General features: G+C 72.6%; 11 protein-coding genes. 3 read left to right on the top strand and 8 right to left on the bottom strand.

Going from position 1 to position 12,934, the window contains the following annotated elements; translation table 11 throughout:
* Positions 1 to 11: 11 nt before the first annotated feature.
* Positions 12 to 1,154, bottom strand: coding sequence for an NADH-quinone oxidoreductase subunit D (locus OG429_RS21570; RefSeq protein WP_328926935.1), 1,143 nt, complete (start codon positions 1,152 to 1,154; stop codon positions 12 to 14).
* A 31-nt stretch (positions 1,155 to 1,185) separates the two neighbouring features.
* Here OG429_RS21570 and OG429_RS21575 point away from each other — a divergent pair, with 31 nt between their 5' ends.
* Together OG429_RS21575 and OG429_RS21580 are read left to right on the top strand one after the other, a co-directional pair.
* Positions 1,186 to 1,677 carry a PH domain-containing protein gene (locus tag OG429_RS21575; RefSeq protein WP_328926936.1) on the top strand — a complete coding sequence of 164 codons (492 nt, stop codon included), beginning with the start codon at positions 1,186 to 1,188 and terminating at the stop codon, positions 1,675 to 1,677.
* The gene (locus tag OG429_RS21580; protein WP_328926937.1) at positions 1,674 to 3,059 is read left to right on the top strand and encodes a PH domain-containing protein; all 1,386 of its coding nucleotides are present in this window, start codon (positions 1,674 to 1,676) and stop codon (positions 3,057 to 3,059) included. The genes OG429_RS21575 and OG429_RS21580 overlap by 4 nt, the downstream gene beginning before the upstream one ends.
* Positions 3,060 to 3,130: 71 nt before the next feature.
* On the opposite strand, the gene OG429_RS21585 is transcribed toward OG429_RS21580, so the two are convergent.
* Together OG429_RS21585 and OG429_RS21590 are read right to left on the bottom strand one after the other, a co-directional pair.
* Positions 3,131 to 3,808, bottom strand: a complete 678-nt coding sequence (locus OG429_RS21585; protein ID WP_328926938.1) for a response regulator transcription factor — start codon at positions 3,806 to 3,808, stop codon at positions 3,131 to 3,133.
* Positions 3,809 to 3,825: 17 nt separating this feature from the next.
* Complete coding sequence (locus OG429_RS21590; protein ID WP_328926939.1) at positions 3,826 to 5,028, bottom strand: sensor histidine kinase; 1,203 nt, start codon at positions 5,026 to 5,028, stop codon at positions 3,826 to 3,828.
* Positions 5,029 to 5,135: 107 nt separating this feature from the next.
* Between OG429_RS21590 and OG429_RS21595 the strand changes: the two genes are divergently transcribed.
* A complete protein-coding gene (locus OG429_RS21595) occupies positions 5,136 to 6,131 on the top strand; it encodes an SAM-dependent methyltransferase (protein ID WP_328926940.1) in 996 nt (331 codons plus the stop codon).
* Here OG429_RS21595 and OG429_RS21600 read toward each other — a convergent pair.
* From OG429_RS21600 to OG429_RS21620, 5 genes are all read right to left on the bottom strand, one after another.
* Positions 6,128 to 7,207, bottom strand: a complete 1,080-nt coding sequence (locus tag OG429_RS21600; protein WP_328926941.1) for a C40 family peptidase — start codon at positions 7,205 to 7,207, stop codon at positions 6,128 to 6,130. The genes OG429_RS21595 and OG429_RS21600 overlap by 4 nt on opposite strands.
* A gap of 48 nt (positions 7,208 to 7,255) precedes the next feature.
* On the bottom strand, positions 7,256 to 7,738 hold the full coding sequence (locus OG429_RS21605; RefSeq protein WP_328926942.1) for a poly-gamma-glutamate biosynthesis protein PgsC/CapC: 483 nt from the start codon (positions 7,736 to 7,738) through the stop codon (positions 7,256 to 7,258).
* Entirely contained in the window at positions 7,735 to 9,303 is a 1,569-nt protein-coding gene (gene pgsB, locus OG429_RS21610) for a poly-gamma-glutamate synthase PgsB (RefSeq protein ID WP_328926943.1), read from the bottom strand. The genes OG429_RS21605 and pgsB overlap by 4 nt, the downstream gene beginning before the upstream one ends.
* A 5-nt stretch (positions 9,304 to 9,308) precedes the next feature.
* Positions 9,309 to 11,543 carry a HAMP domain-containing protein gene (locus tag OG429_RS21615; protein WP_328930364.1) on the bottom strand — a complete coding sequence of 745 codons (2,235 nt, stop codon included), beginning with the start codon at positions 11,541 to 11,543 and terminating at the stop codon, positions 9,309 to 9,311.
* Between the two features lie 124 nt (positions 11,544 to 11,667).
* Positions 11,668 to 12,864 carry a CapA family protein gene (locus OG429_RS21620; protein WP_405681383.1) on the bottom strand — a complete coding sequence of 399 codons (1,197 nt, stop codon included), beginning with the start codon at positions 12,862 to 12,864 and terminating at the stop codon, positions 11,668 to 11,670.
* Between the last annotated feature and the right edge of the window lie 70 nt (positions 12,865 to 12,934).

Here is a 12,934-nt window from a genome sequence, read left to right on the forward strand (position 1 = left end):
CCTAGATCGGCCTACTTGTCGATGTCCCCGACGACGAAGAACAGCGAGCCCAGGATCGCCACCATGTCCGCGACCAGCTGCCCCGGCAGGAGCACGGCGAGGGCCTGGATGTTGTTGTACGAGGCGCTGCGCAGCTTCAGCCGGTACGGGGTCTTCTCGCCCTTCGAGACGAGGTAGTAGCCGTTGATGCCGAGGGGGTTCTCGGTCCAGGCGTACGTGTGGCCCTCGGGTGCCTTCAGGACCTTGGGCAGGCGCTGGTTGACCGGGCCCGGCGGGAGTTCGGCCATCCGGTCCAGGCAGGCCACGGCGAGGTCGAGCGCGTTGTGGGTCTGGTCGAGCAGGACCTCGAAGCGGGCCAGGCAGTCGCCCTCGGTGCGGGTGACCACCTTGAGGACGTCCTGGAGCTCGCCGTACGCGAGGTACGGCTCGTCGCGGCGCAGGTCGAAGTCGACGCCGGAGGCGCGGGCGATGGGGCCGGAGACCCCGTACGCGTGCACCGCCTCGGCGGACAGGACGCCGACGCCGCGGGTGCGGCCCCGGAAGATCTCGTTGCCGTGGACGAGCTTGTCGTAGACGTCCATGCGGGTGCGGACGTCGGCGATGGCCTCGCGGGCCCGGCCGAGCCAGCCGGCCGGGAGGTCCTCCTTGAGGCCGCCGACGCGGTTGAACATGTAGTGCATGCGGCCGCCGGAGATCTCCTCCATGACGGCCTGGAGCTCCTCGCGTTCGCGGAACGCATGGAAGATCGGTGTGATTCCGCCCAGTTCGAGGGGGTACGAGCCGAGGAACATCAGGTGGTTCAGCACCCGGTTCAGCTCGGCCAGCAGGGTCCGCATCCACACGGCCCGCTCGGGGACCTCCATGCCGAGCATCCGCTCGACGGCCATGACCACGCCGAGCTCGTTGGAGAACGCGGACAGCCAGTCGTGGCGGTTCGCGAGCATCACGATCTGCCGGTAGTCGCGGGCCTCGAAGAGCTTCTCGGCACCGCGGTGCATGTAGCCGACCACCGGTTCGGCGCTGACGATCCGCTCGCCGTCCAGGACGAGGCGCAGGCGCAGTACGCCGTGCGTGGAAGGGTGCTGGGGGCCGATGTTGAGCACCATGTCGGTGCTCTCCGCCGCGCCGCCGATGCCGACCGTGGTCTCCGTCATGCGGGCATTGTCTCAGCCCTAGGGTGGGTGCATGGATACGGGGACGACGGGTGAGACGGACAGGCCCGGATGGGTGGGGCTGCCGGGTGGGCTGCTCACGCTGAGGCGGCTGCTGCTGGTGATCTGGGCGGCCGTCCTCGCGGTGGCGACCGGCGTCGCACTGGGTCTGCTCGCCGGGCCCGCGTGGGCCGCCCTCGCGGGGTGCTGGCTCGTGGCCCTGGTCTGGGGGTGGGTGCTGCTCGGCCGGAACTGGCGGTCCTGGCGTTACGCCGAGCGCGCGGACGACCTGCTGATCAGCCGGGGCGTGCTGTGGCGGGAGGAGACCGTGGTCCCGTACGGGCGGATGCAGCTGGTCGAGGTGACCTCGGGGCCGCTGGAGCGGCGCTTCGGGCTGGCCTCCGTACAACTGCACACGGCGGCCGCGGCGACGGACGCCAAGATCCCGGGCCTGGTGCCGGCCGAGGCGCAGCGCCTGCGCGACCGGCTCACCGAGCTCGGCGAAGCACGGTCGGCGGGCCTGTGAGCGCCGGTCAGGCGGGCGGCGAGCCGGCCGTACCGTACGGGCCGGCCGCCGAGCCCACGGGCGGGCTCGCGGCCGACCTCGCGGGCGGCCCGGCAGGTGAGCGGCGGCTGCACCTGCTCACTCCGCTGCGGCGCGCCTGGGTGCCCATCGCCGCGACCATCGGCGTGGTCGCCCAGCAGGGCGACCGGGCCGAGCGCTGGATAGCGGACCTGCCCGCGCTCCTGCGGGTGGCGGCGCTCGCGGGCCTGATCCTGGTGTTCGGCACGTACGGATTCCTGAGCTGGTGGTTCACCCACTACGCCGTCACCGACACCGAGCTGCGCATCCGCAGCGGGCTGGTCTTCCGGCGCACCGCGCACATCCGCCTCGACCGGATCCAGGCGGTCGACGTCACCCGGCCGATGCTGGCCCGGCTGGCCGGGGTCGCCAGTCTGCGGCTCGACGTCATCGGCACCGAGGAGAAGGACGAGCTGGCCTTCCTGGGCGAGAAGGAGGCCGTGGCCCTGCGCGCCGAGCTCCTCGCCCGGGCGGCCGGCTTCGCTCCCGAGGAGGCGGCGCGCCTGGGCGAGGCCCCCGAACGGCAGCTGCTGCGCGTGGGCCCGCGCGACCTCGCCGTGTCGCTGCTGCTGAGCCTGGGCGTGTGGGCGGCGCTGGCCGGCGGGATCGCCGCGCCCGTGGTCGCCTGGTGGATCAGCTCCAGCCCGTGGGCGGCCGTGGTCACCCTCCTCCCGATCCTCGGCGCCGTCTGGTCCGGCAGCACGGGCCGCTTCCTCGCCGAGTACGACTGGACGGTCGCCGAGTCCCCGGACGGGCTGCGCCTGGACCACGGACTGCTGGACCGGGCGCACGAGACCGTGCCGCCGGGGCGCGTGCAGACCGTACGGATCGTCGAGCCGCTGCTGTGGCGGCGGCGCGACCTGGTACGGGTGGAGCTGGCCGTGGCGGGTTCGAAGAACGGGGTCCTGGTCCCGGTGGCCTCGCGGGCCGCCGCGTACGCCGTGATCGCCCGGGTCCTGCCGGGGGTGGACCTGGCGGCCCTGTCCTTCACCGGCTCCCCGGGGGCCGGTTCGCGCTGGGTGGTCCCGGTGTGGTGGAAGGGCTACGCCCTGGCCGTCTCCCCGGAGGTGTTCGCCGCCCGGCACGGCCGCCTGTGCCGCCGTACGGAGATCGTCCCGCACGCCAAGGTGCAGAGCGTCCGCCTCACCCAGGGCCCCTGGGAGCGCGCCCGCGGCGTGGCCGACGTCCACGTGGACACGGGCGCGAACGCCACGGTCACGGCCCGGCTGCGGGCCGCGGACGAGGCCGCCGCCCTGCTGGCCGACCAGGCCGCCCGGGCCCGTACCTCCCGCGCGTCGGCCCGTCCGGACCGCTGGATGACGTAGGGCCGCACGGGGGCCGATCGCGGACGGCGTTCCCCCGGCCGGGCAGCCCGGGGGAACGCCGCGCGGGAGGACTACGCGGCCGGGCCGCCGCCCGCCCGGACCAGCCCCGTCTCGTACGCCAGGACCACGACCTGGACGCGGTCGCGCAGGCTCAGCTTCGTCAGGATGCGGCCCACGTGCGTCTTCACCGTCGCCTCCGACAGGACCAGCCGGGCCGCGATCTCGCCGTTCGACAGGCCCTGCGCCACCAGCAGCATGACCTCGCGCTCGCGCTCCGTCAGCCGCTCGACCTCCTTGTTCCGCGGCTCCTCGGTCGTGGTCGGCAGCATCGGGGCGAACCGGTCCAGCAGCCGGCGCGTCGTCGACGGGGCGACCACGGCGTCGCCGCTGTGCACCGACCGGATCGCCGCCAGCAGCTCGGCGGGCGGCACGTCCTTCAGCATGAAGCCGCTCGCGCCCGCCTTCAGCCCGGAGAACGCGTACTCGTCCAGGTCGAAGGTGGTCAGGATGATCACCTTCGGGTGCTCCGGCGGTTCACAGATCCGCCGCGTCGCCTCCACCCCGTCGAGCTTCGGCATGCGCACGTCCATCAGCACCACGTCCACCTTGGTGGCCCGCAGCACCTCCAGAGCCTCCAGGCCGTCGCCCGCCTCGGCGACGACCTCCATGTCCGGCTGGGCGGCGAGCACCATCCGGAAGCCGGTGCGCAGCAGCACCTGGTCGTCGACCAGCATCACGCGGATGGACATCCGTTACCTCGTTCTCGTCAACTCTTCTTCAGGGGAAGCAATGCGCTGATCCGGAAGCCGCCGCCCGGTCGCGGCCCGGTGTCCAGGGTTCCGCCGACCATACCGATCCGCTCGCGCATGCCGATCAGGCCGTGCCCGGCGCCGTCGGCGCCGCCGTCCTCGTACAACTCGTGTGCCGAGCCCCGCCCGTCGTCCTCGATGAGCAGGCCGAGCCCGTCGTCGAAGTAGACCAGCCGCACGCTCGCCTTCGCGTCGGGCCCCCCGTGCTTGCGCGTGTTGGTCAGTGCCTCCTGCACGATCCGGTACGCGGTCAGCTCGACGCCGCTGGGCAGCCGCCGCGGCGCGCCCTCGACCTCGAAGTCCACCGAGAGCCCGGCCGCCCGTACCTGCTCGACGAGGACCTCGATCTGCTCGACGTCCGGCTGCGGCACGTAGTCCTCCGACTCCTGTGGCTCGCCGGTACGCAGCACGCCCAGCAGCCGGCGCATCTCGGCGAGGGCCTGGCGGCCGGTGCCGGAGATGGTCTGGAGGGCCTCCTTGGCCTGTTCGGGGGCCACGTCCATGACGTAGGCCGCTCCGTCCGCCTGGACCACCATCACCGAGACGTTGTGCGCGACGACGTCGTGCAGTTCGCGGGCGATCCGGGCGCGCTCGGCGGCCACGGCCACCTTGGCCTGGGCCTCGCGCTGGTTCTCCAGCCGCTGGTTGCGCTCGATGAGCTGGGCGTAATAGGCCCGGCGGGTGCGCAGCGAGTCGCCCAGCACCCAGGCGAGGGCGAACGGGACGATCATGAAGAGGGTGAAGAGGACGTTGTCGACCTCGTTCGTGCCCTTGTCCACGCCGTACCGCAGGAAGTAGAGCGGCGCGGCGGCCAGCCCCCAGCCCAGGGCGGTGCGGGACACCCAGCGCGGGACATCGCTCGCGGCGACCGTGAAGAGGATGACGAGCATCGCGAAGTCGTAGAACCCGGCGGTGAAGCCCAGGGCCAGCTGGTAGATCCCGGCGCCGAGGGTGAGCCAGAACATCGCCTGGGTCCACCTGCGGCGCAGCGCGACGGCGACGCTCAGGGCGGCCACCGCCGGGACTACCGCGAGCCGCACGGCGACGCTGTGTTCGGATTCGGAAACGACGTTCACCATCGAGATCCCGAAGAAGAGGACAGCCCAGAAGCTGTCGACGCCCGTCGGGTGTCTGCGGAGGAAGTCGTAGAGGCGCTGCACGTAACCCAGAGTAGGGAACGCAGATAGGTGCTGGAGTCAACCAGAGGTGCGAACCTCGCGCCGGGCGAGTACTCCCGAAGGTGGACGGTGACCATAACCTTTGTGTGATGCGTGCTCAGGGAGAGGCTCAGGGGGACGGCGTGGTTCCGGTCGGGTGGCGGGGGGCGATGGAGGCCGCGCTGTACGGTCCCGACGGCTTCTACGTGCGGCCTGGCGGTCCGGGGCCCGCCGGGCACTTCCGCACGTCGGTGCACGCGTCCGGGCTGTACGCGGGGGCCGTGGCGCGGCTGCTGCGGTGGGTGGACGCCGAGCTCGGGCACCCGCGGGGGCTGGACCTGGTCGACATGGGAGCCGGGCGGGGGGAGCTGCTGGCCGGGGTGCTCGCCGCGCTGCCGGCGGAGGTGGCCGCGCGGGTGCGCGCGTACGCCGTGGAGCGGGCGGAGCGGCCCGCGGGGCTCGACCCCCGGATCCGCTGGGTCGCGGCGCCGCCCGAAGGCACCTCGGGGCTGCTCTTCGCGAACGAATGGCTGGACAACGTGCCGCTGGAGGTCGCGGAGGACGGGCGCTACGTCCTGGTCGCGCCGGACGGTACGGAAAGCCCCGGCGGCGCCGTGGACGGCGCGGACCTCGCCTGGCTGGAGCGGTGGTGGCCGGGCGGCGGACGCGCGGAGATCGGCAGGGCGCGCGACGAGGCCTGGGCGGCGGCCGTGGCGAGCGTGGAGCGGGGTCTGGCGGTGGCGGTGGACTACGCCCACACCCGGGACGCGCGGCCCCCGTACGGCACCCTGACGGGGTTCAGGGCGGGCCGGGAGGTTCCGCCGGTCCCCGACGGCAGCTGCGATGTCACCGCCCATGTGGCACTGGACGCGTGCGCGGGCCCGGGCTCGGTCCTGCTGCCCCAGCGCGAGGCCCTCACCGCCCTCGGCGTCTCGGGCGCCCGCCCCCCGCTGGCCCTGGCCTCCACCGATCCGGCGGCCTACGTCCGCGCCCTCGCCTCGGCGGGCGAAGCGGCGGAACTGACCTCCCGTACGGGCCTGGGCGCCTTCGGCTGGCTGGTCCAGCCGGTCGGCATCCCGCCGTGGCCGCGGGCGGACCGGAGTTAGAGCCGCTTCGCGCTGCGCAGGGTCGTCGCGTAGTAGCCGTTGCCGTCGAGGCGCGAGGTACCGCCCTTGTCACCGATGGTCGGGCCGTTGGCCTCCTCCCGGCTGGAGATGAAGATCTTGTGGCCGTCGGTGTCCGTGCCCAGGTAGATGCCCGTGTGGTCGATGCGGTCCTTCGTGCGCGCGTCGAGCTTGAAGAACAGCAGGTCGCCCGGCTGGATCACGTCGATCGAGACGGGCCGGTCCTGGGCGCCGACCCCCTTGAGGGGCAGGACGTCCGCGCCCAGGGCGGCGCGGGCCATGCCGTTCGCGGTCCTCGGCAGGCCGGAGCCGGGCTTGTCGTCGGACAGGAGGGGGTAGCGGGCCCGGTAGCCGAAGACGGTGCGGACGAAACCGGAGCAGTCCATGGACCGGTACCGGGCCGTCTGGGGCTGCTTCTTGGTGCCGTCGCGGAAGGTGTACGGGGTGCCGAGGTAGTCGTAGAAGTCCGACTGCTCCAGGCGCAGGTCGTTGCCGACCGAGCCGGCGGGGTTGAGCGGGCCGAAGGACGCGTCACCGGCGTACGAGGTGCCCTGCGCGTCCTTCTTCACCGGGGCCTGGTCGCCGTACTGGAAGGCCATCGCGAAGATGTCGTCCTCCTGGCTCCCGAAGTACTTCTTGAACCACTCCTTGAACCACTGCTCGTTCTCCGCGCCCGGCTTCCACGCCTCCGGCATGAGGCGGACCCAGTTCTCGGTCACGACCCGGGTCGTGGTGTTGGCCGGTTCGGTGAAGGTGCGGCTCGGCCCGGTGAGGGTGGCCGTGCGGGCGCCGTCGGTGAAGGTGGCCAGCACCTGCCCGGTGCCGTCGCGCATCACCGACCGGTCGGGGCTCTGGAGACGTTCCCACTTCTGGGCACCCGCCTCGCCCGCGCCGGCCCCCGCGGCGATGTTCTGGTCGGAGACGACCTGGACGGCGGGCGCCTTGGCCTGCTCCTGCGCGCGCAGCGCGTACGTGAGGTACGCGCTGCCGGCCAGCAGCGCGAGCACGGCGACCGCGTGCAGCGCGGAACGTGTGCGGCTCTTCGACTTGGCGGTCATGCGGGGGGCTCCGGAGCGGTTGAGGACGGGCGCGGGACGGTTCGGGGGCTACGCGGCCGGCATGACGCCGAGCAGGATGCCGGCGGTCAGCACGACGTACGTCATGAGCGTGGCGCTGCCGGTGGCGAGCAGGGTGGCCCCCTTCGGCTGGCGGACCAGCTGGTAGCCGATCAGGCCCGGAACGATGAAGCCGAGGGTCTGGTTCGTGTAGAGGAGCGGGAACTCCATCTGGAGCACGATCACCACGGTGGCCTGGAGCAGGACGCCGAGGAGCACGACCGCCGCGAACAGCCGCTTGCCGTAGAGGATCACGAAGCGCTGCACGACGAGCGTCAGCACGTACGTCGCGACGGTCACGCCGACCACGAGGGCCGCTCGCTGGAGGTCCTCCAGGAGGGTCAGCGCCAGCCATCCGGGGGTGATCATTCCGCCGGGGGAGAGGTTGGTCGTGAGGTAGCAGACGAGCGAGAACAGCAGACCCAGGGCAATGCCGATCGCGGCGATCTCGGGGGTGAGGACGGCGGGGATCAACGGGTTTCTCCTGGCTTCTGCCATTGCCCCTGCGGGGGGTCCGGGTGGATCTGCGGCTGCGGCTGCTGTTGCTGCGGCCAGGCCGGTACGGGCGTGGCGGCGCGGATGCCGTACGGGTCGGGGGCGGGGACGTGCGGCGCGGCCGCACCCGGCGCCTGCGCGGCCCGAGCGTGGGGGACGTGGCCGTACGGGACCTGGCCGCCCGGGGACTGCGCGTACGGGTCTGCGCCACCCGGGCCCTGCGGGTACGGGTCCGCGTCGTACGGAGCCTGCGCGTACGGGTCCCCGCCGTACGGGGCGTCCGCGTACGGGTCGAGGGGGCGGGCGAACTGCCCGGTCGGCTCCTCCGGCCATCCCGGGTCCCCGCCCCCGGCGTCGGCCGCCTCGTCCGGCGGCAGCTCCGCGAGGTGCTCCAGCAGCACCTCGCCCTGCCCGTGGATGTTGCCGATGGCGACGAGCGAGCTGCTGGGGCCGAGGTGCCCCAGCAGCTCCCGCATGAACTCCTCGCCGTCGCGGTGGTCGCCGCCCAGGTCGACGGCGCGGTCACGCCACTCGGCCGGGATCGCGTCGATGGCGCTCTTGGCCGGGTGGCCGATCACGAAGACCTTGTCCGGCCGCAGTTCGGGGATGATCGCGCCCATCTGGCCGTTGCGCTCGACCCGGTCGGGCCGGCAGTTGATCACCACGCTCAGGGGACGCTCCACCGCACCCAGGTCCAGCAGCTGGTTGATGTTCATCAGCGTCGACTCGGGGTCGTTCGCCGCGAAGACGTTGGCGAACCGCAGCCGCTTCCCGCCGGGGGCCAGGTACCGCTCGACCGAGAGCACACCCGGGTCCGGCGGGGCCTCGTACATCCCCCGCAGGGCGGTGTCCCGGTCGACGCCGAGGAGCTCGGCGACGGTGAGCGCGATGGCGACGTTCTCCTTGAAGGTGAACCAGCTGAAACCGCGCAGTTCGTCGTCGCTGACCGTGTCGGGGTCGGCGTACAGCAGTTGGCAGTCGCGGGCGTCGGCCTCCTCCTGGAGGACGTCGAAACGTTCCTTCTCGGCGGTGACGCAGATCCCGCCGTACGGCATCGAGCGGGACAGGGAGCGCGCGATGTCGTCGAGGGTCGGGCCCATCTCGGCGACGTGGTCCTCGCGGACGTTGCACAGGACGCCGATGGTCGACTGGATCAGCTTGGACTGGTTGATCTCCTGGAGCGCCGGCATGACCGCCATGCACTCCATGACGAGCGCGTCCGGACGGTAGGCGGCGGCCCGCCGCACGATGCCGATCTGCTCCACGACGTTGGCGATGCCGAACTTGCGGTAGACGGGCTCCTCGGTGGCGTCCGGGTGGATGAACCTAGCCGCCGTGCCGGTGGTCTTGGCGACCGTGGTCAGACCGCCGCCGCGCAGCGCCCCCGCGCACAGCCGGGTGATGGAGCTCTTGCCGCGGATGCCGTTGACCAGCACCCGGTTCGGTATCCGGTGCAGGCTGGCGAAGTGCCGCCGCTGCTCCACGATGCCCGCGACGAGCATGATCGCGCAGCAGACGAGCAGTACGCAGTAGAGGAAGAGCACGGGGATCAGTTCCTTCCGGCCGGTGCGGACGCGCGCCCGCCGGCCTGCTTGCGCTGCTGCTGGAGCTGCTGGCGGATGATCTCCAGGCTGCGCGTCACGGCACCCACCTCGTCGTGGTGGCGCGGGTAGAGCACCGTGCGCCGGTCGCCGTCGGCGAGGGCCTCGGCGCGCCGGGCGAGTTCGCGCAGCGGCGCCACCACGATGATCTGGAGCCAGCCCAGGCAGGCCGCGCCGACCGCGAAGCCGAGCAGGCCGGCGAGGACGGTGCGGTTCTGCAGGCTGTACTCGTGGATCGCGAGGCCCTTGGCGGACTGCCAGCTGACCACGGTCCAGTCCAGGGGCTTGGCGGCGCCGCCTCCCACGAACGGGGCGGCGGCCGCGATGACGTGGTCGCCGCCGCTGCGGTAGAGGATGCTGCCGGGCCGCGGGGACATGCCGACCTTGAGGGCGGAGCCCTCGACGAGGGCGTCGAGCCGCTCGTCGTCGAGCTTCTGGAAGGCGCGGTAGCCGCTGTTGGAGGCGATGATCCGGTGCTGGGAGTCGACCACCCGGATCTCTCCCAGACCCGGCCGCTTGAGCAGCGAGTTGACGAAGTCGATGCGGAACTCGCCGACGACCGCCGTGCCGCCTTGGCCGGGTATCGGGGCGGTGGCGACGACGACCGGCTCCTTGCCGCCGTCGTGGACGGCGATCGGCTCCTTGCGGGGCCCCTTGCCGTCGGCGGCCTGCGGTGTGCCGCCCGTCCGGGCGAGGACGCTGCCGGCGCCGTCCATCACGTAAAGGGACGCGTAGCGCAGGTGTTCGCGAGCGGTGTGTTCCAGGACGCTGGTCATGTGCTGCGGGCTCGTGTCCTCGCCCATCAGCGAGGCGACGGACAGCAGGTCGGCCTGGCCCTCGTTGAGGGCGCGCCGGATCCGGTCGTTGAGGGTGTCGGTGCGCTCCCGCTGGTCGCTGACGAGCTGCTGCGGTACGACGACGTCCTCGCCGGCCCGGTTGACCAGCAGGCCCAGCGGCACGCACCAGGCCAGGAGCAGGACCCCGCACAGGGCGAGGAGCACGCGGGCGCCCGTGCGGCGCTTCCGCCTGCCGCGGGGGACGTGCGCCGGGTCCGCGTCGCTGCGCAGCTGGCCGCGCAAGCGCTCCAGGGCGGTCCCGATCCGGGCCGCCTCGGCCCCGCGGGGGAGGGACACCGGGCGGGTCAGGTCGCCGCGGGTCAGCCGTCGGCTCTCCAGGAACAAGGTGATCAGCGGGCGCTGCACGGTGCCGACGAGCAGGGCGACGACCAGGGCGCCGACCAGCAGCAGGGCGCCGGCCAGGACCAGCCCGGCGAAGGCGTCGGACGTGCGCGCGGGGTTCTGCGCGACGTTGACCATGGCGACGACCGTCAGCTCCAGGCTGGTGGCGGTGGTGCCGACGCCCGGTTCGGGGCCGGCGAGGCGCGCGTAGCCCGCGGCGGCGCGTTCACCGCCCCATTCGCCTCCCATCAGGCTGCCGCTGACCCCGAGGAAGCCGCCGGAGCCGGGCTCCTTCACGGTCAGGGGGTTGGCCTTGGTCCGTTTGGCCGCGGTCTTGGCGAAGGAGGCGAGCTGCTTGGTGTCGCGTTTGACGTCGGCGCGCTGGAGGTCGGTGAGGACCATTTCGGGCTCGGGGATGCCGTCGTTGCTGAGCACCGTGCCGTCGGGTCCGACGACGGCGATGGACCGGAAGTTGCCGAGGCTGATGCCGGGGAAGCGCAGGCTGCTGGAGGCGACCAGCAACTGCTGGGGCTGGTCCTTCCAGGACAGCAGGGAGAGGGTGAGCAGCCGGGTCTCGCCGTTGGCCAGCTTGACCATGCGGGGGGCCAGGCCGCCTTCGCCGGAGAGCCGGGTGCGGTCGATCGCGGTCAGGGGGAGGTTCTCGCCGCGGGCGGCCAGCAGCCGGCCCGAGCCGATCTCGACGACCGCGGCGCCGCGCCACTTCTGGTAGACGCTGCCGATCTTGTCGAGCACGGCGTCGGGGGCGACGGGCTTCCCGGTGGAGAGCAGGGCCGCGGCCCGGTCGAGGTCGGTGACGCTCTCGTCCAGCGAGGCGCGCAGGGCGATCGCGCCGTCCTCGGCGAAGTGCTGCTGGGAGGTGAGCACGGCCGCGGGCAGCCGGTCCTCGCGGACGCTGCCCAGGCTCAGCGCGGTGAACCCCGCCAGGGCGAGCAGCAGCACCGACAGCACGGTGATCGGCGGTCTGATGCCGCCGAGCAGTGACATGTCGGCCCTGCGGCCGGCCTTGCGCCGCCGCTTGTTGCGGGATGCGGCCACGGAGCGGGGTCCTTCCTGGGCTGGGCGGGAGAGCGGGAGGTCGTACGTACGGGGGCCGGCGTGCGGGGTGGGGTCACCCGGGCAGTCCCCGAAGGGGTCGCAGTCCGTCCTTGCCGGCGCCGCGGTTGAGCATGGTGCCCTGGGTGCGCTCGAAGGCCAGGCGGTAGCGGGCGCGCTGCTCCGGCAGGAGGCTCTTGTCGTTCTGGAGGGCCTCCACGACATCGACCAGGCGGTGGTCGCGTACCGGCTGGGTGTTCGTGCCGGGCAGGTCCGCCCCCGGGGTGCTCTCGGGGTCCGGCGGGATGTCGGTGAAGGTGGGCACGAAGCGGGCCTGGACGTCCCACTTGCCGTTCTTCTCGCTGAACTCGAACCAGCCGATGGCGCCCTCCTCGGTCAGACCGCTGGGCACGTCGTGGCGGGCGAGCTGGTTGCCGAGGCCGTAGGCGACCCACGTGCCGTCGACCTTCTCCATCGGCTGCACGACGTGGGCGTGGTGGCCGATGACCAGGTTGATCCCGGTCTCCTTGGCGATCCGGCGGGCCAGTTCCAGCTGCGGGTTGCTCGGGTTCGGCTGGTGCTCGCGGCCCCAGTGGATGGAGAGGATCACCACCTCGGCGCCGGCGGCGCGGGCCTTCTTCTCGGCGGCGGCGATGGCCTTGAAGCTGATGAGGTTGGCCAGCCAGGGCTTGTCCTTGGGGACCTCGCGCCCGTTGAAGCCGAAGGCGAAGGAGATCTGGGCGACCTTGACGCCCTTGACGTCCAGGATCAGGGGTTTGTCGCTCTCCTCCTCGGTCCGGGCGGATCCGGTGTGCTTGAGGCCCTCCCGGTCCAGGGTGTCCAGGGTGCGGAAGACGCCCTCCGGGCCGTGGTCGAGGGTGTGGTTCGAGGCCGTCGAGCAGGTGTCGTACCCGACGTTCTTGATCGTCTTGGCGATCTGCGGCGGGACGAGGAAGTCGGGGTAGGTCTGGAAGGGGCCGTTCGGCTGGCCCAGGACCGGCTCCATGTGGCAGATGCCGAGATCGGCCTTGCTGATGACCGGCTTGACCCCCGCCATGATCCGGTCGAAGTCGTACCCCGTGTGCCCGGCCGCCTTGGCGTCCCGGGCGGCCTGGTCGGTCAGCTGGGGGTGGATGAGGATGTCGCCCGCGGCGGCGACGGTGAAGGACCGGCCCGTGCTCCTGGCGCCCGCGCCCGCCGCATCGCCCGCGGCCGGCCCCGGCTTCTCCTGCGCTCCGCCGAGGAGGCCGCACCCCGCGAGCGAGAGGCTCAGCGGGAGGATGAAGAGCGCGGCGCGGCTGAGGGTGGAGCCCGGGCGGGCAGGGGCGATTTTCACTCAGCTA

This window comes from Streptomyces sp. NBC_00190, from assembly GCF_036203305.1.
Taxonomy (GTDB): Bacteria; Actinomycetota; Actinomycetes; order Streptomycetales; family Streptomycetaceae; genus Streptomyces.